The organism is Rhizobium sp. CFBP 13644, from assembly GCF_014842165.1.
GTDB lineage: Bacteria > Pseudomonadota > Alphaproteobacteria > Rhizobiales > Rhizobiaceae > Agrobacterium > Agrobacterium tumefaciens_C.
Genome location: NZ_JACYVF010000004.1, coordinates 75,199 through 101,065, shown reverse-complemented (window position 1 = coordinate 101,065; position 25,867 = coordinate 75,199). Strand labels below are relative to the sequence as shown.

24 protein-coding genes and 1 riboswitch are annotated in these 25,867 nt (G+C 59.9%); of the genes, 6 read left to right on the top strand and 18 right to left on the bottom strand.

Annotated features, from left to right (window positions below; all coding sequences use genetic code 11):
* Positions 1-7: 7 nt before the first annotated feature.
* A complete protein-coding gene (locus IFT53_RS12985; protein WP_192065184.1) occupies positions 8-1,114 on the top strand; it encodes a cobalt-precorrin-5B (C(1))-methyltransferase in 1,107 nt (368 codons plus the stop codon).
* On the opposite strand, the gene cobM is transcribed toward IFT53_RS12985, so the two are convergent.
* Genes cobM through cbiE form a run of 3 tightly spaced genes read right to left on the bottom strand, consistent with a single transcriptional unit; the run spans position 1,093 to position 3,493 of the window.
* Positions 1,093-1,866 carry a precorrin-4 C(11)-methyltransferase gene (gene cobM / locus IFT53_RS12980; protein WP_192065182.1) on the bottom strand — a complete coding sequence of 258 codons (774 nt, stop codon included), beginning with the start codon at positions 1,864-1,866 and terminating at the stop codon, positions 1,093-1,095. The two genes, IFT53_RS12985 and cobM, sit on opposite strands and share 22 nt — an antisense overlap.
* On the bottom strand, positions 1,863-2,258 hold the full coding sequence (locus IFT53_RS12975; RefSeq protein WP_192065180.1) for a cobalamin biosynthesis protein: 396 nt from the start codon (positions 2,256-2,258) through the stop codon (positions 1,863-1,865). The genes cobM and IFT53_RS12975 overlap by 4 nt, the downstream gene beginning before the upstream one ends.
* A complete protein-coding gene (gene cbiE / locus IFT53_RS12970) occupies positions 2,237-3,493 on the bottom strand; it encodes a precorrin-6y C5,15-methyltransferase (decarboxylating) subunit CbiE (protein ID WP_192065178.1) in 1,257 nt (418 codons plus the stop codon). The genes IFT53_RS12975 and cbiE overlap by 22 nt, the downstream gene beginning before the upstream one ends.
* Between cbiE and IFT53_RS12965 the strand changes: the two genes are divergently transcribed.
* Positions 3,492-4,259, top strand: coding sequence for a cobalt-precorrin-6A reductase (locus tag IFT53_RS12965; RefSeq protein ID WP_192065176.1), 768 nt, complete (start codon positions 3,492-3,494; stop codon positions 4,257-4,259). The genes cbiE and IFT53_RS12965 overlap by 2 nt on opposite strands.
* Here IFT53_RS12965 and IFT53_RS12960 read toward each other — a convergent pair.
* The 7 genes from IFT53_RS12960 to IFT53_RS12930 are packed head-to-tail and all read right to left on the bottom strand — an operon-like array spanning position 4,226 to position 12,551.
* Positions 4,226-4,987: a precorrin-3B C(17)-methyltransferase gene (locus tag IFT53_RS12960; RefSeq protein ID WP_192065174.1), complete on the bottom strand. Its 762-nt coding sequence runs from the start codon at positions 4,985-4,987 to the stop codon at positions 4,226-4,228. The genes IFT53_RS12965 and IFT53_RS12960 overlap by 34 nt on opposite strands.
* Positions 4,984-5,766 (bottom strand): precorrin-2 C(20)-methyltransferase, encoded by a 783-nt coding sequence (locus IFT53_RS12955; RefSeq protein ID WP_192065172.1) that lies wholly within the window; start codon positions 5,764-5,766, stop codon positions 4,984-4,986. The genes IFT53_RS12960 and IFT53_RS12955 overlap by 4 nt, the downstream gene beginning before the upstream one ends.
* A complete protein-coding gene (locus IFT53_RS12950; protein ID WP_192065170.1) occupies positions 5,763-6,395 on the bottom strand; it encodes a precorrin-8X methylmutase in 633 nt (210 codons plus the stop codon). The genes IFT53_RS12955 and IFT53_RS12950 overlap by 4 nt, the downstream gene beginning before the upstream one ends.
* Positions 6,392-7,753 (bottom strand): precorrin-3B synthase, encoded by a 1,362-nt coding sequence (cobG, locus tag IFT53_RS12945; protein ID WP_192065168.1) that lies wholly within the window; start codon positions 7,751-7,753, stop codon positions 6,392-6,394. The genes IFT53_RS12950 and cobG overlap by 4 nt, the downstream gene beginning before the upstream one ends.
* Complete coding sequence (gene cobN / locus IFT53_RS12940) at positions 7,750-11,097, bottom strand: cobaltochelatase subunit CobN (RefSeq protein ID WP_192065166.1); 3,348 nt, start codon at positions 11,095-11,097, stop codon at positions 7,750-7,752. The genes cobG and cobN overlap by 4 nt, the downstream gene beginning before the upstream one ends.
* Positions 11,098-11,100: 3 nt before the next feature.
* Positions 11,101-12,135: a cobalamin biosynthesis protein CobW gene (gene cobW, locus IFT53_RS12935; RefSeq protein ID WP_192065165.1), complete on the bottom strand. Its 1,035-nt coding sequence runs from the start codon at positions 12,133-12,135 to the stop codon at positions 11,101-11,103.
* Positions 12,132-12,551 (bottom strand): DUF1636 family protein, encoded by a 420-nt coding sequence (locus tag IFT53_RS12930; protein ID WP_244656319.1) that lies wholly within the window; start codon positions 12,549-12,551, stop codon positions 12,132-12,134. The genes cobW and IFT53_RS12930 overlap by 4 nt, the downstream gene beginning before the upstream one ends.
* Before the next feature lie 111 nt (positions 12,552-12,662).
* Positions 12,663-12,871: riboswitch (cobalamin riboswitch) on the bottom strand.
* A 105-nt stretch (positions 12,872-12,976) separates the two neighbouring features.
* Here IFT53_RS12930 and cobO point away from each other — a divergent pair.
* Complete coding sequence (gene cobO / locus IFT53_RS12925) at positions 12,977-13,594, top strand: cob(I)yrinic acid a,c-diamide adenosyltransferase (RefSeq protein ID WP_192065161.1); 618 nt, start codon at positions 12,977-12,979, stop codon at positions 13,592-13,594.
* A 3-nt stretch (positions 13,595-13,597) separates the two neighbouring features.
* Positions 13,598-15,055 carry a cobyric acid synthase gene (locus IFT53_RS12920; RefSeq protein ID WP_192065159.1) on the top strand — a complete coding sequence of 486 codons (1,458 nt, stop codon included), beginning with the start codon at positions 13,598-13,600 and terminating at the stop codon, positions 15,053-15,055.
* On the opposite strand, the gene cbiB is transcribed toward IFT53_RS12920, so the two are convergent.
* Entirely contained in the window at positions 15,042-16,007 is a 966-nt protein-coding gene (gene cbiB, locus IFT53_RS12915; RefSeq protein WP_192065157.1) for an adenosylcobinamide-phosphate synthase CbiB, read from the bottom strand. The genes IFT53_RS12920 and cbiB overlap by 14 nt on opposite strands.
* Here cbiB and cobD point away from each other — a divergent pair.
* Positions 16,006-17,040 carry a threonine-phosphate decarboxylase CobD gene (cobD, locus tag IFT53_RS12910; RefSeq protein WP_192065155.1) on the top strand — a complete coding sequence of 345 codons (1,035 nt, stop codon included), beginning with the start codon at positions 16,006-16,008 and terminating at the stop codon, positions 17,038-17,040. The genes cbiB and cobD overlap by 2 nt on opposite strands.
* On the opposite strand, the gene IFT53_RS12905 is transcribed toward cobD, so the two are convergent.
* From IFT53_RS12905 to IFT53_RS12875, 7 genes are all read right to left on the bottom strand, one after another.
* Positions 17,030-18,307, bottom strand: coding sequence for an L-fuconate dehydratase (locus IFT53_RS12905; protein ID WP_192065153.1), 1,278 nt, complete (start codon positions 18,305-18,307; stop codon positions 17,030-17,032). The genes cobD and IFT53_RS12905 overlap by 11 nt on opposite strands.
* Positions 18,308-18,359: 52 nt before the next feature.
* Positions 18,360-19,370 (bottom strand): zinc-binding alcohol dehydrogenase family protein, encoded by a 1,011-nt coding sequence (locus IFT53_RS12900; protein ID WP_192065151.1) that lies wholly within the window; start codon positions 19,368-19,370, stop codon positions 18,360-18,362.
* Positions 19,371-19,373: 3 nt separating this feature from the next.
* Positions 19,374-20,195 carry an amidohydrolase family protein gene (locus tag IFT53_RS12895; protein ID WP_192065149.1) on the bottom strand — a complete coding sequence of 274 codons (822 nt, stop codon included), beginning with the start codon at positions 20,193-20,195 and terminating at the stop codon, positions 19,374-19,376.
* Positions 20,196-20,197: 2 nt separating this feature from the next.
* On the bottom strand, positions 20,198-21,211 hold the full coding sequence (locus IFT53_RS12890; protein WP_192065148.1) for an aldo/keto reductase: 1,014 nt from the start codon (positions 21,209-21,211) through the stop codon (positions 20,198-20,200).
* Positions 21,212-21,287: 76 nt separating this feature from the next.
* Positions 21,288-22,229 (bottom strand): ABC transporter substrate-binding protein, encoded by a 942-nt coding sequence (locus IFT53_RS12885; protein WP_042615649.1) that lies wholly within the window; start codon positions 22,227-22,229, stop codon positions 21,288-21,290.
* A gap of 82 nt (positions 22,230-22,311) precedes the next feature.
* Complete coding sequence (locus IFT53_RS12880; RefSeq protein WP_042615650.1) at positions 22,312-23,334, bottom strand: ABC transporter permease; 1,023 nt, start codon at positions 23,332-23,334, stop codon at positions 22,312-22,314.
* Positions 23,324-24,898: a sugar ABC transporter ATP-binding protein gene (locus IFT53_RS12875; RefSeq protein ID WP_192065485.1), complete on the bottom strand. Its 1,575-nt coding sequence runs from the start codon at positions 24,896-24,898 to the stop codon at positions 23,324-23,326. Before IFT53_RS12875 ends, IFT53_RS12880 begins: the two co-directional genes overlap by 11 nt.
* Positions 24,899-25,172: 274 nt before the next feature.
* Here IFT53_RS12875 and IFT53_RS12870 point away from each other — a divergent pair, with 274 nt between their 5' ends.
* A complete protein-coding gene (locus IFT53_RS12870) occupies positions 25,173-25,844 on the top strand; it encodes a FadR/GntR family transcriptional regulator (protein WP_192065146.1) in 672 nt (223 codons plus the stop codon).
* The last annotated feature ends 23 nt before the right edge of the window (positions 25,845-25,867 follow it).

The following is a 25,867-nucleotide window of genomic DNA, read 5'->3' as shown; positions in this document are numbered from 1 at the left end:
AAACAGCATGGAAACGGATGGAAAAAACCTGCGTCGCGGCTGGACGACCGGCGCCTGCGCCACGGCGGCGGCAAAAGCCGCATGCACCGCGTTGCTGACCGGTGATGTTCCATACCTTGTCGAGATCGAACTTCCAAGCGGCAAGCATGTCGGCTTTTCCATCGCAAGCTCAACAATTGGCGAGGGATTTGCCCGTGCTGGCGTCATCAAGGATGCAGGCGACGACCCTGACGTGACCCATGGCGCACTGATCGAAACCACGATACGGCGCGGGCAGTCCGGCACCGGCATCACCTTCAAGGCGGGCAGGGGTGTGGGCACAGTCACCCGTCCCGGTCTGCCGCTCGCCATCGGCGAACCCGCTATCAACCCCGTACCCCGCAAGATGATTGCCGCTGCCATCCACGAAGTTGCAGGCGACGATGCCGATTTTGAAGTCGAGATCGCCGTGGAAAACGGCGAGATACTCGCTGAGAAGACGCTGAATGGACGACTGGGCATTGTCGGCGGCCTCTCCATTCTCGGCACCACCGGCATCGTCATTCCCTTCTCCTGCTCCGCTTGGATACATTCCATCTGGCGCGGCATCGATGTGGCGCGTGCCGAAAAACTTCCCCATATTCTCGGCGCCACCGGCGACACCTCGGAAAAAGCCGGTCAGGCGCTGCATGGATTGCCAGATACGGCCCTGATCGACATGGGCGATTTCATCGGCGGCATGCTAAAATATCTACGCACCCACCCGGTAGAAAAAATCACCATCGCGGGCGGCGTCGCCAAGATGACCAAACTCGCGCAAGGCATGCTGGATGTGCATTCTAAGCGCGGCCTTGCCGACCTCGAAGCGCTGGCCAACCTTGCGACCGAGGCGGGTGGCGACGACGCTTTGGCGGAAGCCATCCGGCAGGCAAATATGGTGGCTCACGCCTTCACGCTGGCAGGGGCCGTCGGTATCGATCTTGGTCAGGCAGTCGCGCGCAATGCCTGGAAAACGGCAGCTGGCGCGCTGAAAAGACCGGAGACGGAACTCGAAATCCTCGTCTTCGACCGCAGTGGAACGCTGAAGGGACGCGCTCCCTTCACACCGTCAGATCAACCATCCGCATTGCCTTGAGGGTTGCGGAACCGGCGCACATAGTCAGTGCTGTAAAGCGCGCTTTCACGAAAATCCTGAGAGCCTAAACCCTTGCCGACGAAGATCAGCGCCGTGCGTTCCACCGGCTCCTGCGCCAGCTTTGATTCGATATCGCCAAGTGTACCGGCAATAATCCGCTCTTCCGGCCACGATGCCCTGACAATGATGGCCACAGGGCAATCAGCACCATAAAGCGGCGTCAAATCCTCGACCACCTTGGCAATGGCGTGAATGGCAAGATGAATGGCCAGTGTTGCCCCCGTCGCACCAAAGGCCTTCAACGTCTCCGTTTCCGGCATCTTCGACGCACGACCCGACACCCGCGTCAGCACAAGGCTCTGCGCCACTTCCGGCACCGTCAGCTCGCGCTGCAACGTCGCGGCAGCGGCAGCAAAGGAGGGAACGCCGGGTGTGACGGTATAATCCAGCCCCAGACGCTCCAGACGGCGGATCTGCTCGCCCATGGCGCTCCAGATGGACAGATCCCCTGAATGCAGCCGCGCCACATCCTTGCCATCACGGGCAGCCGCGACGAATTCCGCTTCGATCTCGTCAAGCGAAAGTGCCGCCGTATCCACGATATGCGCACCTTCAGGGCAATGTTCCAGCAACGCCTTGGGAACCAGCGATCCCGCATAGAGGCAAACGGGGGACTTGGCGATCAGATCGCGCCCGCGCACTGTGATAAGATCAGCGGCACCCGGACCGGCACCGATAAAATGAACCGTCATTCGTTCTCTCCTAAAGTGGCAAGCGCCACCGTCATATCGCCTGTTACCATGCGCGGTGCCATCAACCGTGATCCCGGCCCCAGTGCCGCAAGCGCCGCCGCTTCGCTGAGGCTGGGGGAGCCCGAATGTTTAAGGCTTGTTGCCGATTGCGTCATCGTTCTGGCACCTGCAAGTTCGAAATCCGCCTGCGCCACCACGACAAATGCCATGCCGAGCCGTGTTGCGGCCTCCAGCAGAGCCGGTTCGTCCGATTTCATCGGTGCTGTCGCCATGAAATCGATTTTAACGTGGTGCGTTCGCGCCGCCTCTTCCAATGCAGCCATAACCGCATCAACGGTGACACCCTGCCGGCACCCGACGCCCGCGACAATCACGGCTTGACCCACGCCCATTGCGTGACCGGCATAGAAGGACGCCAGCCCTGCATGGACCCGACAGGCGAGGCGCGTGTCACCTCAAGCCGGATCAGCGAACCGCCCAGACGGGCCTGTGCTGCCAGCAAAACCGCATCCATTTCCAGCGTCACCGCATTGGCAACCAGCCGCCCGCCGGGCCGCAATCCCGAAATCGCCGCCTCCAGAACACCGTCTTCACTGCCACCGCCGCCGATAAAAATCGCATCCGGCGTGGGCAAGCCCGCCAATGCAGAAGGCGCAGCACCCCTGATAATCTGAAGTCCCGGCACTCCGAAGGCCTGCGCATTGCGTTCGGCGCGCTCGGCCCGCTCCGCATGCTGCTCGATGCCAATGGCCCGCAGGGACGGATGCGCCAACATCCATTCAATACCGATGGAACCGGAACCCGCTCCAATATCCCACAATAATTCCCCGAAGCGCGGAGCAAGCGATGACAGTGTCACCGCACGGATTTCCCGCTTGGTCATCTGCCCATTATGCTCAAACAGCGCATCATCCAGCCCCTGCGCAAATGGCAAAATGCGAGGCTTTTCATCCGCAACCACCTCGATGGCGACGAGGTTCAGCGGGTCTATATCAGCAAAAGAAAAATCAGCCGCTGTGGCCTGCCTGCTCCTCTCCCTCGGACCACCCAAGGCTTCCAGCAGGATGAGCTTTGAGCGCCCGAAACCGGCTTGCGTCAAAAGAGTGGCCAAAAGGGCAGGGGTCTTTTCATCCGATGTCAGCACGAGGAGCTTCGCTCCTGCATGCAGATGCGGGCGGATCAAATCAATCGGGCGACCATGTAGGGAAACGCAGTCGGTGGCCTGCAACGCCCAGCCCAGCCGTGATGCCGCCAGCGAAAAGGCTGATGGGGCAGGGTAGGCGATGGTTTCTGCCACAGCCACATGCTTGAGCAGGGTCACGGCGACGCCATAGAGAAACGGGTCACCGGATGCCAGAACGCAGACCTTTCGGCCACGCAGCGCCACAATATCCGCCATCTCCACATCAAACGGCACCGGCCATGGCCGCGCCTGACCTTTGATGGCCTCTGCCGCCAGCGCCAGATGCCTGACGCCACCGAAAACGAATTCAGCACTCTCAATGGCAAGCCGCGCATGGGCACTCAGCCCGGCAACACCATCCTCGCCAATCCCGACGATGGAAAGCCAGCGCACCGCCTTCTTTTCAGTGGATGCGGCATCCATTCCGGCATATTCAGAGACCATGATACGCTCCATACTCATTCTCGGTGGCACAGCGGATGCCCGCATCATGGCTGGCAAGCTGGCGGACGAATCCGGCTACCGGTTGTTGCTGTCCATGGCGGGCCGCACCCGCGATCCCGTGCCGCAACCGGTTCCGATGCGCAGCGGCGGCTTTGGTGGAGCGAATGGCCTTGCCACCTTCATCACCGAGAACGGCTTTGATCTTCTTGTCGATGCCACCCATCCCTATGCGGCGCGCATATCCGCCAATGCCGCGAAAGCCGCTGAAATCGCAAACGTGCCGCTGATTGCTCTGGAAAGACCCGCCTGGGGAAGACGCGACGGCGATGACTGGCAGGACGTGGCCGATGTCCAGGCAGCGGTGAACGCTCTGGGCACGGACAGCGAACACGCCTTCCTGGCCCTTGGCCGTCAGGAACTGCTGCCCTTTGAAGCCGCGCCCCACCACCATTACCTCATTCGCAGTGTCGATCCCGTCGAGCCGCCTTTGCGCGTGCCCCATGCCAGCTACATCACAGCGCGAGGGCCGTTTGCGGTGGAAGACGAAATTGAGCTCCTGCGGGAAAACCGCATCCGCTTCATCGTGTCCAAAAACTCGGGCGGCACGGCTGCCTATGCCAAGATCGAAGCGGCGCGAAAGCTCGGCATTTCCGTGCTGATGATTGCGCGCCCGCCGCGCCCGACCGGAATGACGGTTCCCACGATCAACGCTGCGCTGGCCGCAATCCGCCATCAGCTCTCCCTTTTGGATGAGCGCGGCGAATAGACCAGCGGCTCTGCGCCGGGTCTGTCGATCAGCCGCGTTTCCACCGAACCGACGATGATGCAGGTTGCCATATCCGCCATGTCGCTGCGCGCATCGGCCAAGGGCACAACCCGCATACGCTCATCCGCCCGCCCGGCAGCCCGACCGAAAATGACCGGCACCGTTCCCGGCAGGTTCGCCCGCAAAACATCGAACGCCGTTGCCAGCTGGTGCGGGCGCGCCTTGCTGACCGGATTGTAGAAGGCCATCACGAAACCGGCCTCAGCCGCCAGAACCAGACGCTTCTCAATCAGCGACCAGGGTTTCAGATTATCCGACAGGGAAATGGCACAGAAATCATGCCCCAGCGGCGCACCGGCCTTCGCTGCCACGGCCAGCATCGCCGTGACACCCGGCACAACGCGAAAATCAATGCTTCGCCAATCGGCAGGACCGTTTTCGATGGCCTCGCAGACGGCAGCCGCCATGGCAAACACACCGGGATCTCCGCCTGAGACAACACAAACCTTTCCGCCCGCAGCAGCCATCGTCAGCGCCGCTTGCGCACGGCTCAATTCCTCACGATTGTCAGAGGCATGGCGACGCTGGTGCGGTTGTAATGACAGGCGGTCGAGATAGGGAATATAGCCGAAAAAATCATCCGCCTCGCGCACCGCATCCAGCGCTTCCGGCGTGATCTGCCCCAGATTGCCGGGGCCAAGGCCAACAACGGTCAGTTGCCCGCTCACGGCGTGTCTCCATGAACAGGCCGGTCTTTCCAGCCCGGTACCAGCACCAGCGAGAAATAGGGAGCAGGGGAGCCATCATGCTCGGCAAGCCGCATGGCGTGGCCATTGGCCATCGTGCCGCGCTCCACATAAAGCGCGCCCTGCAGCTTACCCGCGCGCTCTAAAGCCCGGCGAATTTTTGGCAGATTGCGACCAACCTTCATGATCACAGCGCCGTCCGTACCCGACAGCCGCTCTGTCAGCACTTCCTCACCCAGCGTGCCGGGAAGAACGCTCAAGATGTCGTCGCCCTGCACCAGTGGCAGCCCCGCCATGGACCAGCAGCCGGACATGGCCGTGATACCGGCCACCACTTCGGCCGGATAGGTCGGTGCAAGCCGCAAATGCAGGTGCATGTAGGAGCCGTAAAACAGCGGATCGCCTTCCGAAAGCACAGCCACACTGCGCCCGGCATCCAGATGGACCGCGATATCCTTCGCGGACTGATCGAAGAACCCCGCGATAGCACCACGATAATCATCGCCGTTCTTGTCGCTTTCCACGGTTACAGGATAGACCAGCGGCATTTCCACCGTGCCGGGGCGGATGAAGGCCTCGACAATGCCGCGCCCGTTGCCCGTACTGCCCCTTTTGCAGAAAAAGGCCAGAACATCGGCAGTCTCGATGGCCCGCACGGCCTTCAACGTCAAAAGCTCAGGATCTCCCGGGCCGGTACCGACACCAATCAGCTTGCCTTTCAAGGTCTTGACGGGCTCTGGCTCAAACATCGCAGCACTCATAGGCCAGGCCTCGCCACGGCATTGACCGCCGCCGCCGTCATGGCAGAACCGCCCAACCGTCCCTTGACGATGGCATAGGGAATGCCAAGCGGGCTTTCCTCCAGCGCATCCTTGGATTCCATCGCGCCGACGAAACCAACCGGCATGCCGATAATGGCGGCGGGGCGGGGGCCACCGCGCTCCAGCAATTCCAGCAGATAAAACAGCGCAGTTGGCGCATTACCGATGGCAACGACAGCGCCGTCGAGCTTGTCGCCCCACAGGTCGATTGCAGCCGCTGAGCGGGTATTGCCGATGGTCTTTGCAAGTCCAGGCGTGCGCGGATCGCGCAAGGTGCAGATCACTTCATTGCTGGCTGGCAAACGCGCGCGGGTCACGCCATGCGCCACCATTTCGGCGTCACACAAAACAGGCTTTCCAGCGATCAGGGCACCGCGTGCCGCATCGACGAAATCAGGGGAGAACCGAAAATGCTGCACCGATTCCACCAGCCCGCAGGCATGGATCATGCGGATGGCAATTTCAGCCTGATCCGGCGTGAACGCAGATAAGTCCGCCTCTTCGCGCACCATCGCAAAAGAGCGTTCATAGATCGCGTTACCATCACGGATATAGTCGTATTCTATCATCGATCTTCCTGTCGGAGCGCCGCGACAATCCGGTCCTTGCCAAGACGGGCAAGCAGGGCGCGGGCATTTTCTCCGGGCTTATGTTCTTTTTCGTATAATCCGGCAAGCCGCGAAAGTGCTGCACGCTGCTCAGGAAAGGGCAAAATCACATCCGCAGGGTCTCCGGCACGCCCGCTATAGCGAAAGGCAAGCCCATCGGCAGAGCCTGAAAAGGTGAGCGGCGCGGATGCCGGATGCGCGCAGCCCTTGCCGCAACCGGACAGATGAAGCGACAGAGACCCATCCAGCAGATCGGGCATGTGCCGCGCCGCATAGTCGCCGAGCTCGTGGGTTGCGATGTAAGCCGATGCGCAAGCGGGTTTTCCAGAGCACACAGCAATCGAAGAACGCGGGTCCTTCGCATCCGTCACGAAACCCGCCTGACGCGCATGGTCGAGAAGCCCGGAACATGCGGCTTCATCCCCCACAAAAAACAGGGCATGGGCCGGGCCGGGCCGAACCGTCCTGATCCCCAGCATGGTGGCGTGGGCGCAGAGACTGGTCAGTGCAACAGCCGAAATCTGCCCGAAGGCTGGAGCAGCAGAAAGCGCAAAGACGCCGTCTGACAGACGCAACATGCCATAGTGCTGGTTGTCCAACGCCTCGAAAGCGTCAGGAAAGCTCACATCCTCGATCATCCTACCTGCGCAAATCGCCTGCACCGTTCCAATATCCAGATCGCGCCCGCGTGCATCCGGTCCCCGGTCAGCCAGACAGGAGAGGAGATCGATCACGACATCGGCTGCATCTTTTTCGCCCAAAGCACCGGCCCGCAGCGCCTTGTCTTGCGTGCCACCCAGCATCAACAGCCAGCGCACATCGCTTCCAGAGTTGACGGCCTTCAAACGAATATCGGCCAACAGGCCACCCATCCGCACATGCCCGCCCCCATCGATGATCACAGACATTTTAGCCGCCAGCCGCTTGTGCAAGTCCTGCGCGGCGGCATGCTGACATACCCGGTCCATAATCCCACGCGGATCGGCAATCGCCGTTTCGTCAAGCCCGGCCAAAGGCGAGGTTTCCACGGCAAGACCCTGCCGCACAGGCAAGCCAAGCTCTGAAACATCGCGCTCCAGCACAGCGGCACTGTCAGCCGTCAATCCGCGAAACTGCACGCCGCCACGTGCGGTCACATCCAGCAACCCGTTGCCGTGTCGCCTTGCAAGCGCGCACAGCCTTTCCAGATCCTTTGGTGAAATCGCGTCTGTAAAAGCCACGCGAGACAGAAGCCCGTCACCGGTCTGCATGGGTGCAGATAATGCGGGGCAGACGCCCCTGCGCGAAAAAGGCTTGATATCAAGCTGCGCGTCGTTCATGCGCTGGCCATTGCCGCATCAGGCGCAATCAGCATTTCCAGCTCCGCATCCACCGCATTGCGGCGGCTGTGCCAGAGGCTGCGATAGCGGGCAGACAGAAAACGCCGCGCCATGGCTTCTGCTGCCTGTGGGTTTTCTCGCAGAATGAACTCACGCACCTCGTCATCGCCGAAATAGGCGTCGTAAAGCGCGTCGATCAGGGACGATGGCACCGCGTGGGTCGTTTCGGCAAATCCTATCAAGCGATCCACCGTCTCGGCAAATTCCGACGCACCGCGTGGTCCGTGGCGCATCTGCCCGGCGATGAAACGTGGATTGATGGCACGGGCGCGCACCACACGAGTAATCGCCTGCGCAATGGAGCGCGCACGGGGCCGGGCCGGATCAGTCGTATCCAGAGCCACCACATCTGCCGATTGGCCAAGTGTCGCTTTCGCTGCCGCAAACCCGCCGATAAAGGCCACATCGGAAGACCCATCCAGAATATCCCGCCCGGGATCATCGCCGGTATGAACCAGCAATTCGGCTTTTTCCACCTGACCTGCAAAACTGCCATCGGCAGCAACGCTGAGACCATCTGCACCGCCATAGGCATGGCTTGCCGCGTCGAGATAGGCTTGACCCAAATCTTCACGCTCATCCCAGCGACCACGCGACAGCTTTTCCTCAATGCCCGCACCATAGGTACCCGGAGCCGAGCCGAAAATCCGTGCCGGTATATGGCCAAGCTGTGCGGCTTCTTCGCCCAGCGGGTTATCGCCAGACGCTTCCTCGCGGCGCGCAATCGCCTTGGCGGCAGCGTCCAGCAGCGCAATCAATGCCGGGAACATATCCCGAAACAGGCCGGAAATGCGGAAAGTCACATCCACACGCGGCCGCCCCAGCACGGCGGGCGGCAGCACCTCGATGCCGGTCACGCGGCCCGTCGCCATATCGTGGATGGGTCTCGCACCCATGAGATGCAGCGCCTGCCCCACATCCTCGCCACCATTGCGCAACGAGGCAGAGCCCCAGAGATCGAAGACGATATGTTTCGGCCAGTCGCCATGGCTTTGCAGATGGTGCCGCAGCACTTCCTCGCCCGCCATGCGGCCAAGCTCGAAGGCGGTCCGGGTCGGCATGGTGCGCGGATCGGCAGCGTAGAGATTTCGCCCTGTGGGCAACACATCCAGCCGCCTGCGTGCAGGCGCACCCGATGGTCCCGGCACAATATGCAGCCCATCTAGCGCCGACAAAAGCGCCGCCTTTTCCGCCAGCGCACTCTGACGTCTGAGAGAATCCGGCTCATCATCCGCGCATCGGCCAAACACATGCTGGCCGTCCTTGATGGCGAAGTCCTTGAGATCACAGAGAAACGCATCGATTCGGGAAAGCGCCGTATCGGCATCATCGCCCATATCGATGCCCGCATCTGCCGCCAGCCCGGTCTCCTGCGCCTTCTCGACAATAAGCTTGGCCAGCCGATCACGGCGGCGACGGTCCAGCCCGTCTGCCTGCGCATATTCATCGACAAGCTGCTCCAGCGCCATCTGATCCGGCGATAGTCCCGCCTCGATGAGAACAGGCGGGATATGACCGATGGTAACAGCCGCAATGCGCCGCTTGGCCACCGCTGCCTCACCGGGATTGGAGACGATGAAGGGATAGATGACCGGCAGCGGCCCGGTGACGATTTCGGGGAAACAGGCCTGCGATAGCGCGACGGTCTTTCCCGGCAACCATTCCAGCGTGCCATGGGCACCGACATGGATGATGGCATGGGCTCCAAGCCCCTGCTGCATCCACGCGCCAAAGGCCACAAGGGCATGGCGTGGCGGCAAGGTTGGGTCGTGATAATCAACACGCCGGTCTTCATTGCGGCCACGATCCGGCGCAAGCGCCACGGTCACGGCTCCAAACTGCGCAGCGCGGAAATGGAATGCTCCACCTTCGAAAGCGTCATCTTCCGCCACATCACCCCATGTGTCATCAAGCGCCTGACTGGCATCTGCGGGCATGGATGCGCGAAACGCGCCGTAACGGTCGGCTCCAAACGACGCGGTGCCAGCTTCGATGCGGTCCAGCAGTTCACGCGCGGTCTGCGGAATATCATCCACCGAATATCCGGCATCCCGCAAATCCCGCAGCATTTCCAGCACGCTCTGCGGCACATCAAGACCCACGGCATAGCCGGTGCGCCCCGGTGCCGCGCCGGGATAATCCGGCATCAAAATAACGATACGCCTTTTTGAGGGTGCTGCATGTTTCAGTCGCAGAAAGGCCGATACGCGGTTGGCAACCTGCTCGATTCGATCAGGCTCCGGCGTGTTGATGAGGCCCTGCCCGCCATTCGGGTCAGGTTGCTTGAACGAGATGACCCCGGCTAGCATCCGCCCGTCCAGTTCCGGCAGCACCACATGCATGGCAAGGTCGGATGGGTTGAGCCCACGCAGATTGTCCACCCAGCCATCACGCCGCGTGGTGGCCATGATGACCTGAAATGCAGCAACACCCAGCCGCGCGAACAAGGCCGTGCCGTTTTCATCCGTCTGGCTGGCAAAGGCCGTGGCGGCAATGATGGCATCAGGTTTCAAATCCCGAAGCGTCTGTTCCAGAAAATGAATGGCATCGTGATCCTTCAACCCGCTGACGAAGATCGGTAGCGGCGCAAAGCCGCGTTCGCGCAACGCCTCAAACAGCGCATCAATAGGCGCGACATCGGCGGCCAGCAGCATGGAACGATAAAACAGGATGGGCAGCAGAGGGGCATTATCAGGGAAGCCGGAAAGCGCCTCTTCAAGCGTCACAAGGCCTTCGCCCGGGCGATAAAAACCGGATTTGGGCAGCGGTTCCGCCACCATATCAGGCCAGGCATCTCCCTTTGCAAAGGCTGAAAGCCCCGCCGCAACACGCGCCATGTTGTCAGCCCCGCCTGCGCGGAAAAAGGCGAGGATGGCTTTCAGCGTCTCAAGATCAACAGTGGAAGCAGCCTCAAGCTTCTCGTCACGCTCGCTGCATTCACCGGGCAGAAGCACCAGCTTTATGCCCCGTTGCCGTGCCATTCTGGAAAGCTGATCCACGCCATAGCGCCAGCGATCCGCACCGCCGAGAATCCGGATAAGGATCAGCTTGGCGTGTTCTGCCGTCTTCTCCATCCACAGGTCGACGGACATGGGGTGGCGAAGCTCGGACAGGTTGGCGCTGACCATCGAGACGCTGTCGCCATCAACAGCCCATCCACGCTCCAGCCCGGCCAGATCGCTCGCCGAAAAGGACATCACCACCACATCCGCCCTCGGCTGGTTGAGATCAACCGGCTCGATCAGGTCGTCCAGAGACGAGGATGTGGTGGCGAGAATGTGCATGGATCAGGCTGCCAGCATCCGCTCGATCTTCGCGCGGTCGAGACCCTTCTCACCGATCACGACCAGACGGCTGCGACGCTCTTCACCCGCACCCCAGGGACGGTCGAAATAGTGGTTGACCCGCGAACCCACGGCCTGAACCTGCAAACGCATCGGCTTTGACGAAACCTCGACAAAGCCCTTGATCCGCAGCACGTTTTCAGAGGCAGCCGTTTCAGCAATCCTTGCGGCCAGCGCGTCCGCATCCGTCACGGCATCCAGTTCTACGACAAAGCTGTCGAACTCGTCGTGGTCGTGGTCTTCCTCGTCATCGTGGTGCGTGTGGCGGTTGTCGATATCCTCTTCAACGGCCAGTCCCAGGCCAATCAGCACAGCCGGGTCGATCACGCCATTGGATGCGACGATGATCTTCGAGGCCTTCGGCAGATGGGCATTGATATGCGCCTTGGCGCGCTCCAGACCCTCGGCATCCAGCAGGTCACCCTTGGTCAGCACGATGAGATCGGCGCAGGCAATCTGGTCTTCGAAGACTTCTTCGACCGGGTCGTCATGATCAAGCGCCTCGTCATTCTGGCGCTGGGCGGCTAGCGCTTCCAGATCATGCGAAACCATGCCTTCGGCAAGGGCTGCACCATCGGCAACAGCCACAACGGCATCCACCGTCACGCGGCTTTTGATGGCTGGCCACTGGAAAGCCTGCACCAGAGGCTTTGGCAGCGCAAGGCCCGATGTTTCGATCAGAATATGCTCGACGCGGGGCTCGCGGCTCAAAATCTGCTCGATAGCCGGCTGGAAATCATCCGCCACCGTGCAGCAAATGCAGCCATTGGCCAGCTCCACGATGTTTTCTTCCGGGCAGCTTTCAATGCCGCAACCCTTGAGGATCTCGCCATCGATACCGACATCGCCGAACTCGTTGACGATGATGGCCAGCCGCTTTCCATCCAGTTTTTCCAGCAATCCACGCAGCAAGGTGGTTTTGCCAGCGCCCAGAAAGCCGGTGATGATGGTGCAGGGAACGCGGTCTAGCGTGGTCATGGTGTCTCCTCGGTAAAATGCAAAGGGGGAATGCGAGCCACAAGGCCGCGTTTCAAACTGTCAGGCCGTCCGCGCCACGGCATCAGGCCATCCGGCGCAGAGGCCAGAAGACGTGCACCGACCAGAAGGTCGCCAGCGTCGTCTTGGGTTAGGGAACCGAACATATAAGACCAGCCATTGGCGCTGCGCATGGCCGCACTCAGGCCGCGCTTGCAATTGGCAAGGCAATTGACGCTGCGCACATCGACGCCCTCGGCACGGCCCAGCTCAACAGCAGCATGCGAAAGGGTGGCACCCGGGCGCGGCTCGGCATTCGGGTCAACCTCATCGCGGCAGCTGCGGCAGACGAAAACAACGACGCCTGCGGCTCCGTCTGCTTTCGCGGTCTTATCTGGTGGGGTCGATGTCAGATCCAAGGTGTCAACTTTCCGCGCCTGCAAATTCTCTAGGGGTGCGGATATCGACGCCACGCGCCAAAGCACGTTTCGCTTGATATGACCGGCTAACCGGAGCACCCCGCCCGGCAGACGCATTTTTCTGAAACGGCAGGTCTCCTGGCTTGCGGCGTGAGACGCCCGACACCGCCTTCCCGAACATAATGTCCAGTGGCTTATGGCGCAGGCTCACCGCATACAGTTGCGGGGGCAGCCACGGATTGGTCCGCATTGCGAACGGAACCGTGTTCCCTCTTAGCTTTTCCCGTTGCCGGAAAAAGACCGTCAGTGGTTAACCCTTATGCCCTGCACGGCTTTTGTGTCAATGCCGCGGCATCATTGCCGTGGAAACCGTTTTGGCTATAGTCGCCGCTTTGACACGCATGCGCCAAGAGGAATGAGACGCCATGAACCGCGATATCAGCGAAAGCGAAGCCGAGCGTCACCGCGCCAAGATGGTCAACCGCAAAGCCGTGCAGGATGCCGAAGTGTCTGAGAAGACGGTCGAAAAAGGCCTGCTGATGGTCAATACCGGCCCTGCTAAGGGCAAATCCACCGCAGCCTTCGGTCTGGCGCTGCGCATGCTCGGCACCGGCGGGCGTGTCGGCATCGTGCAATTCATCAAGGGCGCTTGGTCCACCGGCGAGCAGCAGGCGCTTGCCCTGTTTGGTGACCGCGTGGAATGGCGCACCATGGGCGAAGGTTTCACGTGGGACACGCAGGATCTGAAGCGCGACGTCGCAGCCGCGACAAAAGCCTGGGAAGAAGCGAAAGTCATGATGGCCGATGAAACCATCGCTCTCGTGGTGCTGGATGAGCTCAACATCGCGCTGCGCTATGATTATCTGCCGCTGGACGAGGTGGTGGAAACACTTAGCAATCGCCGCCCGGGCCTTCACGTCATGGTCACCGGCCGCAACGCCAAGCAGCCCTTGATCGATGCTGCCGATATGGTGACGGAAATGACGCTGGTAAAGCACCACTTCAAGGCAGGCGTGAAAGCCCAGTCAGGCATCGAGTTTTAAGACATGGCGGCACGCGTTTTGATGTTTCAGGGCACAGGCTCGGATGTTGGCAAATCCTTGATGGTGGCGGGGCTGGCGCGTGCCCTCACAAAGCGCGGTCTTTCAGTCATGCCGTTCAAGCCGCAGAACATGTCCAACAACGCCGCTGTTACCGATGATGGCGGCGAGATTGGCCGGGCGCAGGCTTTGCAGGCGCGCGCCGCAGGGGTTGCCCTGTCCGTTCATATGAACCCGGTGCTGTTGAAGCCGCAAAGCGAAACCGGCGCTCAGGTCGTGGTGCAGGGCAAAGTCATCGGCAACGCCAAGGCCGCCGATTACCAGCACATGAAGGCTGGCCTGATGGCCCGAGTGCTGGATAGTTTCGATCACCTGAAGGCGAAATGCGACCTTGTGCTGGTGGAGGGTGCGGGCAGCGCGTCCGAGGTCAATCTGCGCGCCAACGACATCGCCAATATGGGCTTTGCACGCGCCGCCAATGCGCCAGTCATTCTCATCGGAGATATTGATCGCGGTGGCGTCATCGCCAGCATCGTCGGCACCCAGACCGTTCTGGATACGCAAGACGCGGCCATGATCGAGGGTTTCATCGTCAACCGTTTTCGCGGCGATCCCTCGCTGTTTGATGAGGGCATGCGCATCATCGAAGATCAGACCGGTTGGCGGCCCATTGGCCTGCTGCCGCATTTTGCCGATGCCAGCCGCTTGCCCGCCGAAGATGCGCTAGGCCTGACAGGACCCGGACAGCGCAAGCCCGGCGCAAAGATCCGCATTGCCGTTCCGGTCCTGCCGCATATTTCAAACTTCGATGACCTTGATCCGCTGGAGGCCGAGCCAGACGTTGAACTTCTGCGCATCAGACCGGGCGATGCCATTCCCGGCGATTGCGCGCTGGTGCTGCTCTGCGGCTCCAAATCCACCATTGCCGATCTGGCCACGCTGAAAAAATCTGGCCTGGATATCGATATCAAGGCGCATCTGCGCCGTGGCGGATATGTTCTGGGCCTGTGCGGCGGCTACCAGATGCTGGGAAAGACGGTCGCCGACCCGCACGGCATCGAAGGCGCGCCTCATACCGCTGAGGGACTTGGCCTGCTGGATATCGAGACCGTCCTGACCGACGACAAGCGCCTCGTCTCCGTCACTGGCCAAAGCTTTGATGGCATTTCCTTCTCCGGCTATGAAATGCATGTCGGCGTCAGCGAAGGCAAAGACACCGCCCGCGCCTTCGCCACCATCGGCAACCATACCGATGGCGCGATTTCTGCCAGTGGCCGTGTCATGGGCACCTATGTCCATGGCCTGTTTGCCGATGATGACCAGCGCAGCGCATGGCTGGAGCGCCTCGGCGGGCAAAGCTCAACGCTTGATTATGAGGAACAGGTGGATGCCGTTCTCGACCGGCTGGCGGAACATCTGGAACGCCATCTGGATCTCGATGCGCTGATCGCTATAGCGCGATAACCAAGGCCAAAACCCCGAAGAGGCCAAGCAGCATGGCATCCGCGATGCGCGCCAGTTTCAACGCTTTGCGAATATCGGCAGAGGTCAGATCCCGCCGCCCGCCTTCGCCCATGAACCGCGCCTCGATCATCTGTCCGCCATAGGAGCGCGGTCCGGCCAGCGCAAAGCCCAGCGCGCCCGCCATCGCGGCTTCAGGCCATCCGGCATTGGGCGAGCGGTGGTGATGCGCATCCCTGATAATTGCGCGGAAAGCCTGTTGCGGCGAAGCCCCCTTCACAAAAAAAGCAGCACCGACGAACAGGAACCCTGTCAGCCGCGAGGCGGGCAGGTTGACCAGATCATCCAGCCGCGCAGACGCCCAGCCGAATGCCTCATGGCGCGGCGAGCGATGGCCGATCATACTGTCAGCCGTATTGATGGCCTTGTAACCCGCACCGCCGCCAAGCCCCAGAAGCCCAAGCCACAGCGAGGGCGCAACGACGCCATCGGAAAAATTCTCGGCAAGGCTCTCAATGGCAGCACGGCAAACCGCCGCCTCATCCAGCGTTTCAGGATCGCGCCCGACAATCATCGACACCGCCTTGCGACCGCCCGCAAGCCCATCCCGCTCCAGCGCCACAGCCACCGCCTCGACATGCTGCTCCAGACTTTTTTGCGCCGGAAGCGATGCACCGAGGATCGCCACGACCAGAAGCCCGAGCGGCAATTGGAGGAAAAGCGACTGCATTGCCCCTGATAGCAGCACCGTCAGCCCGAGAAACACGATAAGCGCCGCAACGCCCATCAGCTTGCGGCGCGAAAATGTGTCACCCTCCCGGTTCCATTTTAGGTCGAGGAGCGCGATAAGCGAACCAATCCACGTCACGGGGTGGCCGATGCGTTTGAACAGCCAGTCGGGATAACCGACAAGGCGTTCGATCAGCAGGGACAGGAAAGCGAGAGCGAAAAACATGGGCGACAAGCTACCAGAAAAAGTGCAACCGGCGATCCGCCACGGTGGCAATCTGGGACGGGCGCGCCAGCTTTTTCCGCAGGCGCCCGAACCGTGGATCGATCTTTCCACCGGGATCAATCCGCACTCCTACCCCCATTCCCCCATTCCCGCCAGCGCCTTTGCGCGGCTGCCGGAACCCCATGCCTTGGAGACACTGAAACAGGTTGCTGCAACAGCCTTCAGCGCACCCTCGCCAGCGCATCTGGTGGCCGCACCGGGCACGCAGATGCTGATGCCGCTTCTGGCCGGACTCGCGCTGGATCGCGGCGCAAGACGCGCTGCTGTGCTGGCACCCGCCTATGCCGAACACGCCAGAACCGCCCGCATGGCTGGTCTACCGGTCACCGAAGTCGCGGATTTTGCCGATCTCTCGGCGTGCGATTACGCTGTCGTGGTCAATCCGAACAACCCGGATGGAAGGGTGATCGAGCGCAGCGCACTTCTCGCGCTTGCTGAGACTATGCAGAAAAAGGGTGGGCTGCTGGTTGTCGATGAAGCCTTCATCGAAACAGGATCTGGCGAAAGCATCGTCGATGCCGCCACATCGGACAGCCTCATTGTCTTGAGGTCCTTCGGCAAGTTTTACGGCATGGCCGGTGTCCGCCTCGGCTTCGCCATCAGCCATCCCGATATGGCAGCAGAGCTGGAAGCGCGTCTCGGCCCATGGGCCGTTTCAGGTCCAGCCCTTCATATCGCAACGCAAGCCATGGGCGACAGGCCATGGGCAGAGGCAATGCGAACGAGGCTAAAAACCGAGTCGGAACGTCTCAACGATCTTGTGACACACAAGGGCCTGACCATTGCAGGCGGAACGTCCCTGTTCACGCTCATCCGTGACGAGACCGTTCCCGCCTTGCACAATCACCTCATGCAACACGGCATCCTCACGCGCATCTTCGAGGAAAGGCCTGCCGATCTGCGGCTCGGCCTTCCCGCCAATGATGCGGATTGGGCAAGACTGGAAGCGGCCCTGGTCGCCTTCAAGCCTTGAACGTATAGGCTGCGATGGAATCCGGCTTCATTTCAATCGAGAAGCCCGGCATTGTTGGCGGCATATAGGCTGCGTCCTGGATATTGCAGGGCTCGATGAAATGCTCGTGCAGATGGTCGACATATTCGATCACCCGGCCCTCTTTGGTGCCTGATATCACGAGATAGTCGATCATCGACAGATGCTGCACATATTCGCACAGCCCGACGCCACCGGCATGCGGCCACACGGGCAGATCATATTTCGCGGCAATCAGCAGCACGGCCAGCACTTCGTTCACGCCACCCATGCGGCAACTGTCGATCTGGACAACGTCGATCGCACCTTCGGCAATGAATTGCTTGAACATGATGCGGTTCTGGCACATTTCGCCGGTCGCAACCTTCACCGAGCCAATGGCCTGACGGATCTTGCGGTGGCCCGCAATGTCGTCGGGGCTGGTCGGCTCTTCGATGAAGAAGGGCTTGGCAAAGGCCAATCTGTTAACCCACTCAATCGCCTGATCCACCTCCCAGACCTGATTGGCATCGATCATCAAATAACGATCGGGGCCGATCACCTCACGGGCGATAGTGAGGCGGCGGATATCGTCTTCGAGATCGCGGCCAACCTTCATCTTCACATGGTTGAATCCGGCATCGATGGCCTCCTGGCAAAGGCGGCGCAGTTTTTCATCGCCATAGCCCAACCAGCCTGCCGAGGTGGTATAGCAGGCATATCCGTCCGCTTTGAGAATGGCAGCCCGCTCGGCCTTACCCGTCTCAGCTTTCCGCAGGATCGCAAGCGCATCCTCGCGGCTCAGCACATCCGTCAGGTAACGGTAGTCGACAATATCGGCAATCTGCTCCGGGCTCATATCCGCCACCAGCTGCCACACCGGCTTGCCTGCCTGCTTGGCCAGCAAATCCCAGATAGCATTGACCACGGCACCGGTCGCTAAGTGCATGGCACCCTTATCCGGCCCGATCCAGCGAAGCTGGCTGTCGCTGGTCAGATGCCGCCAGTATTGGCCGGGATTGTCGAGAACGGTGGAAAGATCCGTTCCCACTACCAGATGCCGCATTGCGTTGATGGCCATGCAGCAAATGTCGTTGCCGCGCCCGATGGTAAAGGTCAGGCCGTGCCCCTTGAGGCTCTCGTCATCGGTGTCGAGGATAACATAGGCAGCCGAATAATCCGGGTCCGGGTTCATCGCATCCGAACCATCGAGGCTCTGTGAGGTCGGAAAGCGCAGATCGAAAACGCGCAGATCAGTAATCTTGGTCATGGCCACACTCGCGGTCGGGTTTGATGAAATTCGTTTGTTTGCAGATGGTGGCTCACGCCACCTCCACCATGCCTTTGATGACGCCCGCCTTGGGGTTGGTCAGGTCCGCAAAGCGGGCGGGCACCTCGCTCAAGGTCATTCGGTGGGTAATCAATGCATCAGGCACCTTGCCCGCACGCTGGGCTTCCAGAACGACATCGAAATCCTCACGCGTCGCGTTTCGGCTGCCGAGCAGCGTTGTTTCACGCTTGTGAAATTCGGGATCGTTGAAGCTGATGTCGCTGGCTACGATGGAAACCAGCACATAGGTGCCACCATGCCCGACAAAGGAAAAGCCGCGCTCCATGGCTTTGGGGTTGCCCGTCGCATCAAACACCACATCGAAGAAATCGCCGCCCGTGATCTGTGACAACTGATCCTTGTCGCCGTCTCCGAGCGTGACACGATGGGCAATGCCGAGCTGGTCCTTGCAGAAATTCAACCGGTCTTCCCGGCTGTCGATCATCGTCACCACACCGCCATTGGAGACAGCGAAAACCGCAACGGCCATGCCGATGGGTCCGGCCCCAACGATCAACACCTGCTGGCCCTGCGCAACGGCACCACGGCGCACCGCATGGGCACCGATGGCCAGAAATTCCGTCATCGCAGCCTGATCAAGCGTCAGCCCCTCGGCTTTCAGCACGAATTGCGAGGGCACTGAGAGATATTCCACCATTCCGCCATCGCGGTGCACGCCCAGCACGCCGATGTTGCGGCAGCAATTGCTCTTGCCCTTCAGGCAAGCGCTGCAATGCCCACAAGAGATATAGGGAATGACAGTCACCACATCGCCAGCCTGAAGGTTGCTGCCTTCAGGCGCTTCCTCGACTGTACCGGAGAGTTCGTGGCCCATGATGCGGGGATAGGAAAGATAGGGCTGGTTGCCGGTGAAGATATGCAGGTCCGTTCCACACACGCCGATGCGACGGATACGGATCAGCACCTCACCCTCGCCACGGTGGGGCTTCGGCATTTCCTTCGGCGAGAGAAGTCCAGGTTTATCGCAAAATATCGCCAGCATGGGTCACCTGTCGGAAAGAGAATAAAAACGCATTGCATTAAAACCAAACACCGCCTCATGGTCGGCAGCGGGCACGATATCGCGGCTGAAATCCAGCCAGCCCTGATAATCACCCGCCAGCCGCACAACCGGCCAGTCGCTGCCAAACATCACCCGCGCAGCGCCAAACAGCTCAAGAATGGTTTCAGCATAGGGGCGCACGGCCTCACGGCTCTGCTCACCACGTTCGGTCAGAAGGCCGGAAAGCTTGCAATGCACGTTGGACAAAGCAGCCAGCGCCGCCATATCCCTGCGCCAATCCACATAATGCCCACTGGCAATCAGCGGCTTTGCACCATGGTCGATGACAATCGGAAGTGCGGGATAGCGCGTTGCAAAACTCAAAAGATGCGGCAGATGTCTGGGTAGCACCAGGGCATCGAAAACGAGACCATTGTCGATCAAGGCTTGGACGGCGGGCCTAAGTGCGGGATCATCGATCCAGCTTACGTCTTCGATATCCTGCAACATGGGCCGCACACCCTTGAAAGCAGGATGGGCGGCACGGAGGGCAATCTCACCCGAAACATCCGCTGCCTTCATATCCACCCAACCGACCACACCCTTGATAAAGGAATGCGCATCCGCCAATGCCAGCATGAAATCGGTCTCATCTACCGTTTCCATGGTCTGCACCAGAACGGTGCCATCAACGCCCGCTTGCTGCATGAGGGGAATGAGGTCGTCGGGCATGAAATCCCGGTAGATCGCTTTAAGTGACGCAGGCGGCCACTGACCTTCGCGATCCTTCAACAGCCAGAAATGCTGGTGGGCGTCGATCAACATGGTCAGCTCGCAATTCCTGGAACTGGTGCGCCTTCCGCAAGCAAGCCGCGCCTGTGCAGTTCAGCCCAGAATTCGGCGGGAATATCCTGCTCGAACCACTCGATATTGGACGCCAATTGCTGCGCATTACGCGCACCGGAAACCACCGTCACAGAAGCGGCATGCGCCAACGGAAATTGCAGTGCCGCAGCCTGCAAGGACACGCCAAGCTCTTCACACACGTCGTGCAGGGCATCCACCTTGGCCAGGATATCGGCAGGGGCGTCCGCATAGTTGAATTTGCGGTTACCCGCGAGAATGCCGGAATTGAAAGCGCCAGCCACAACAATGCCCACGCCGCGAGACGCGCACAGGTTCATGAAATCGAGACTGCTTTGCTCCAGCAGGGTGTAGCGCCCGGCCAACATGGCAACATCGATGTCGAACACCTCCATCGCGCTTTTCACAACTTCCCATTCATTGACGCCAAGGCCAACAGCACCGGTCGATCCCTCGTCACGCAGCTTGGCCAGCGCCTTGAAGCCGCCGCCCGTCGTCAGTTGGTCCCAATAATGCTGGTGCTTCTCACCATGGGTGAAGGGTCCGATATCGTGAATATAGAGAATATCCGGCTTCAGAATACCCAACCGCTGCTGGCTGGCCTCAAACGAGCGCAGGATGCCGTCATGGGAATAATCATAGACCGGGCGGAAGGGCAAAGGCGCGATATAGGCGTCTTCTTCCGCTCCCACGGTCTCATCCGGCACCATCACACGGCCAACCTTGGTGCTCAGCGTGTACTCGGCGCGCTCATGCTCGGTCACCATCGTGCCCAGCCGACGCTCGGATCGGGTGTAGCCGTAAAACGGTGCCGTATCGAAATAGCGGATACCGTGTTCCCAGGCCGTATCGAAAGCACCCTTGGATTCCTCATAGGGCGTGACGCGATAAAGATTACCCATCTGGGCGCATCCAAGCCCCATCAGAGTGACCTCCACCGGGCGCTGCGGCAACTTGCGTTTATCGGAAACTTTCATCTCGGACACTTTCGATCGTCAGCTTGGGTGTGAATGGTCGCAGCACGCCGCGACCATCCGATTGTCTCTGGCAGGATCAATAGAGAACGTTCTTGGCTTCTGGCTTGTCGATATTGTCCTTCGTCACCACAACGACGCCAGTATCGACGAACTTCTCGACCTTTTCCTTGGCAATCAGCTTGGACACGGTCTGAACACCCAGTTCACCCATCTGGTAGGAGCCCTGAACGACGATGCCAGCCAGCGTGCCATCCTTCACAAAGCCCTGAAGGTCCTGATTGCCGTCGAAGCCGATGGCTACAACTTTGCCAGCTTTGCCGGATTGCGCAAGCGCACGGCCAACACCAATGGCGGTTGGCTCATTGGCGCCAAAAATGCCCTTAAGGTCGGAATTGGCGGCCAGAACGTCGGTCGTCTGGTTCAGCGCGGTCGCCATCTGCGACTGCGAATAATAGGGACCAACGATCTCCAGCTTGGAATTGGCCTTCAGATATTCGGTAAAGCCACCCACGCGACCAATTTCAGAACCGGCACCGGCCACGTAGGACATGACAGCAACCTTGCCTTCCTTGCCAACCTTCTCGATCAGCGCCTGTGCGGCCAACTCGCCGGCCTTCTTGTTATCTGTTGCGAGGAACGACTGGTAATATTGCTCGGCACCCTTTGCCAGCTGCGAGTCAACGATCACGACGGGAATACGGGCTTCCCATGCTTTCTTGACCGCTGGAACCAGCGCGTCCGGATCGGAAGGGGCCAGAACAATGCCGGAAACCTTACGGTTGACGGCGTTTTCCACCATGTTGACCTGATCCGCGATGGCGGACTCAGAGGCAGGGCCCTGGAAGGTCATCGTGTTGCCGGTGGATTGCTTGATCGCCGCATCGGCACCCTTCTGAACATTCTGCCAGAAGGTCGAGTTCACGGTCTTGACGATGACGGCGATTTCGCCGGCCTGAACCGTGGAAACGCTCCACAGAGCAATCGCGGATGTCAAAAGCGTAAGTGTCAGCTTCTTCATGTATTCCTCCATATGCCAGACAGGTGATATCTCCTCGCCACCGTCAGGCTTTCCCGCGGAAAAAGGTCCGCACCCTTATCGATCATCGGCGGTTGCGAAGCTGGTCGATCCAGACCGTACCCAGAATAACAAGGCCGATGATAATCTGCTGTGTGAAGGCCGAAACGCCGTTCATGTTGAGGCCGTTTCGCAAGATGCCGATGACGAAGGCACCGATGGCCGTGCCGGAAATGGTGCCTACGCCGCCAATCAGCGATGTGCCGCCGATGACCGCACTGGCGATGGCATCCAGCTCATACATCACGCCCTCATTCGGCTGCGCCGTCACAAGGCGAGACATTAGCACGCAGCCCGTCAGGCCAGCCAATGTGCCAGATAGAACGTAGGTGAAGTTGGTCACACGTGAAACATTGACGCCAGACAGGCGCGCCGCCTCGGCATTGGATCCAACCGCATAGATATGACGCCCGAGAACCGAGCGGTTGAGCATGAAAGAAACGGCGATGGCGATAACGATCATCAGGATGACGGGGTAGGGGATGCCCGGAAAGACGACATTCGGAAAACCATCATCGCCAATGGTGACGATACGAAACAGTGCGCCATTGCCCAGCTCGCCGAAGGATTCGCCAAGGCCGGAGACGGCGCGCGCACCGGTGATCTGCAACGCCACACCACGCGCAATCAGCATGGTGCCGAGTGTCGCGATAAAGGGCGGAAGCTTGAAGCGGGTGACCAGAATCCCGTTGATGAACCCACAGAGCGAACCCGTCAGAATGCCGATCAGCATGCCAATCGGCACCGGCATGCCCAGTTCCTTAACGGCAAGAGCCGCCACAACCCCCGCCAGCGCCAGCACCGAACCCACGGAAAGGTCGATACCACCAGTGATGATGACGCAGGTGGCCCCGATGCCGAGAAGCGCGATGGACGTGACCTGCAAGGCAATCGTCATGGCATTGTTGACGGTGAAGAACGCATTGCTGGTCGCGGAAAACACGATAGTCAGCAGCACCAGACTTCCCAGAGCGGCAAACTTCTGGATGATGTCCTTCTGCCGGTCGCTGAAGGAAAAACGCTTGGGTGTTTCTGGACTAACCGACATGTTTGTCTCCGCTGCGATAGCCAGAGGCATAGCGCATGATTTCTTCCTGATTGGTCTTGGCAGTGTCCAGAATCCCGGTAATCCTGCCTTCGTGGAACACGGCAATCCGGTCCGTCAGCCCCAAAACTTCCGGCAATTCCGAACTGATGAGAATGACGCCGATACCGCGTGCCGCCAGCTCATCCATGATGGTGTAGATCGCGAATTTGGCACCGACATCGATCCCGCGTGTCGGCTCGTCGAAGAACAGAACCCGTGATTCACGAAACAGCCATTTGCCGATAATGATTTTCTGCTGGTTGCCACCAGACAAAAGCCGCACCGTCTGCTTGATGGAGGGCGTGCGAATGTTGAGGAGATCGACATAGCGCCTGGCGACATCGTCATGGGCTTTGAAATCGATGAGGCCAAGCCGGTTGGACACCGCCTCCATATTCGCCAGCGACGTATTGGCCGCCACCGACATCTTGATCGCCAGACCATCGGTCTTGCGGTCTTCCGAGAGATAGGCGATGCCGTTGGCAATCGCATCCTGCGGAGACTTGATCGACAGCGTCTTTCCTTCAAAACTGATCGTGCCTGCGTCATAGGCGTCGGCACCAAAAATGGCGCGGGCAACTTCGGTGCGGCCGGCTCCCATCAGGCCCGCAAAGCCAAGGATTTCGCCGCGCCGAAGGTCGAAACTGATATCGTGAAACACGCCGGTTCGCGTCAGGCCTTTGACGGAGAAAATCACCTCATCCGTAGGCTTGGACGTTCTCTCCGGAAACTTCTCTTCCAGCGAACGGCCCACCATGCGCGTGACGATGTCATCAACGGTCACGGCGTTGAAATCATCCGTCGAAATATGCCGTCCGTCGCGCAGCACCGTCACGCGATCAACGATTTCAGCCATCTCATCCAGACGGTGGGAAATATAGACGATCCCCACGCCAGACGCTTTCAGGTCGCGGATAACCTTGAACAGCAACCGCGTTTCCTGCTCGGTCAGCGACGATGTCGGCTCGTCCATGATCAGGACTTCAGCATCCAGCGACAGCGCCTTGGCAATTTCCACCATCTGACACTGCGCAACGGAAAGCCCGCGCACCAGCTGATCCGGGTTCAGATCCACACCCAGCCGGTCGAGGCAACGTTTTGCATCGGCGCGCAACTTCTTGCGGTCGACCAGAAATGCTTTTTTCGGCTCGCGGGCCAGATAGATGTTTTCAGCGATGCTCAGATGCGGAACGAGGTTCAGCTCCTGGTGAATGATGGCAATGCCCGCCGCTTCGGATTCCAGAGGCGAGGAATACTGAACCTTTTGACCGCGATGCAAAATCGTGCCGCTGGTGGGCTGATAGACGCCGCTGACGATTTTCATCAGCGTTGATTTTCCCGCGCCGTTTTCGCCGCACACGGCATGCACTTCGCCAGAGCGCAGGTCGAAACGCACATCGCTCAGCGCTTTGACGCCGGGAAATTCCTTGCTGATATTGTCCAGACGAAGCAATATCTGGCCCTGTCCACGCGCAGCGTGACCAGCCAGATCGTCTCCCTGAACAGGCGATGCGCCCTGCGCCATCATGGTCCTCCCTTAGCACCCTAACTCCACCCAGGGCGCTGCAATCTGGCGAAATGGTTAGGCCGCATTTTATTTTTGGTCAAGCCAATTATGGAGATTGCTTGTTAGAAGACGTACATCGATCATGTATCGCCGCTGAAAAATCAGAATTAATTCATATTTTTCAGCACAATAAACATTTCCTTGCCACCAGGAGGCGGAGGCATTACGGTAAGGCCAAATCGGCAGAAATGTGCCAATTGCTCAGAAACATTATATTGGTCAGGCCAAAATCATGGAGCCGCGCAGGCTTTATCAGCAGATAGCAGATCAGATCCGCGAATTGATCGACAGCGGCGAGTTCCAGCCGGGCTCACGCCTGCCGCCGGAGCGCGAACTGGCGCAGCGCCTTGGTGTTTCCCGCCCATCATTGCGTGAGGGGCTGATTGCGCTTGAAATCGATGGCAGCGTCGAGATCCGCATGGGCTCCGGTGTCTATGTGTCGGCCGAACCCGCGCAACCGGTGACCAGAACCAAATCCCTAGGCGAGAGCCCGACCGAGCTGATGCAGGCCCGCGCCGCCATCGAAGGAACGACCATCGTTCTGGCAGCCAGCCGGGTGGATGATGCGTCTCTGGAAACCCTGCGCTCCACCCTTCAGGCCATGCGCGCCGAAATAGAGGCAGGCCGCAAGCCGCTGGATCAGGACCGTCAGTTTCATGTGCTGATTGCCGAGCAGTCGGGTAACAGTGTCCTCGCCCGCCTCATCGCAGACCTGTTTGATGAGCGCCACAGCCCCATGTCGGCGCAATTCCGGGTCAAGTTTGAAGACAAGGACACCTGGACCTTCGCGTTGCAGGAGCACGAGGCCATTCTGGCAGCCCTTGAAGCAAAAGATCCACTCTTGGCGCAATCGGCCATGCACAGCCATCTGGATAGCTCCAGACGCCGATGGGTTGAGAATTAAAAACTAAAGCAGGTATTCTCGAG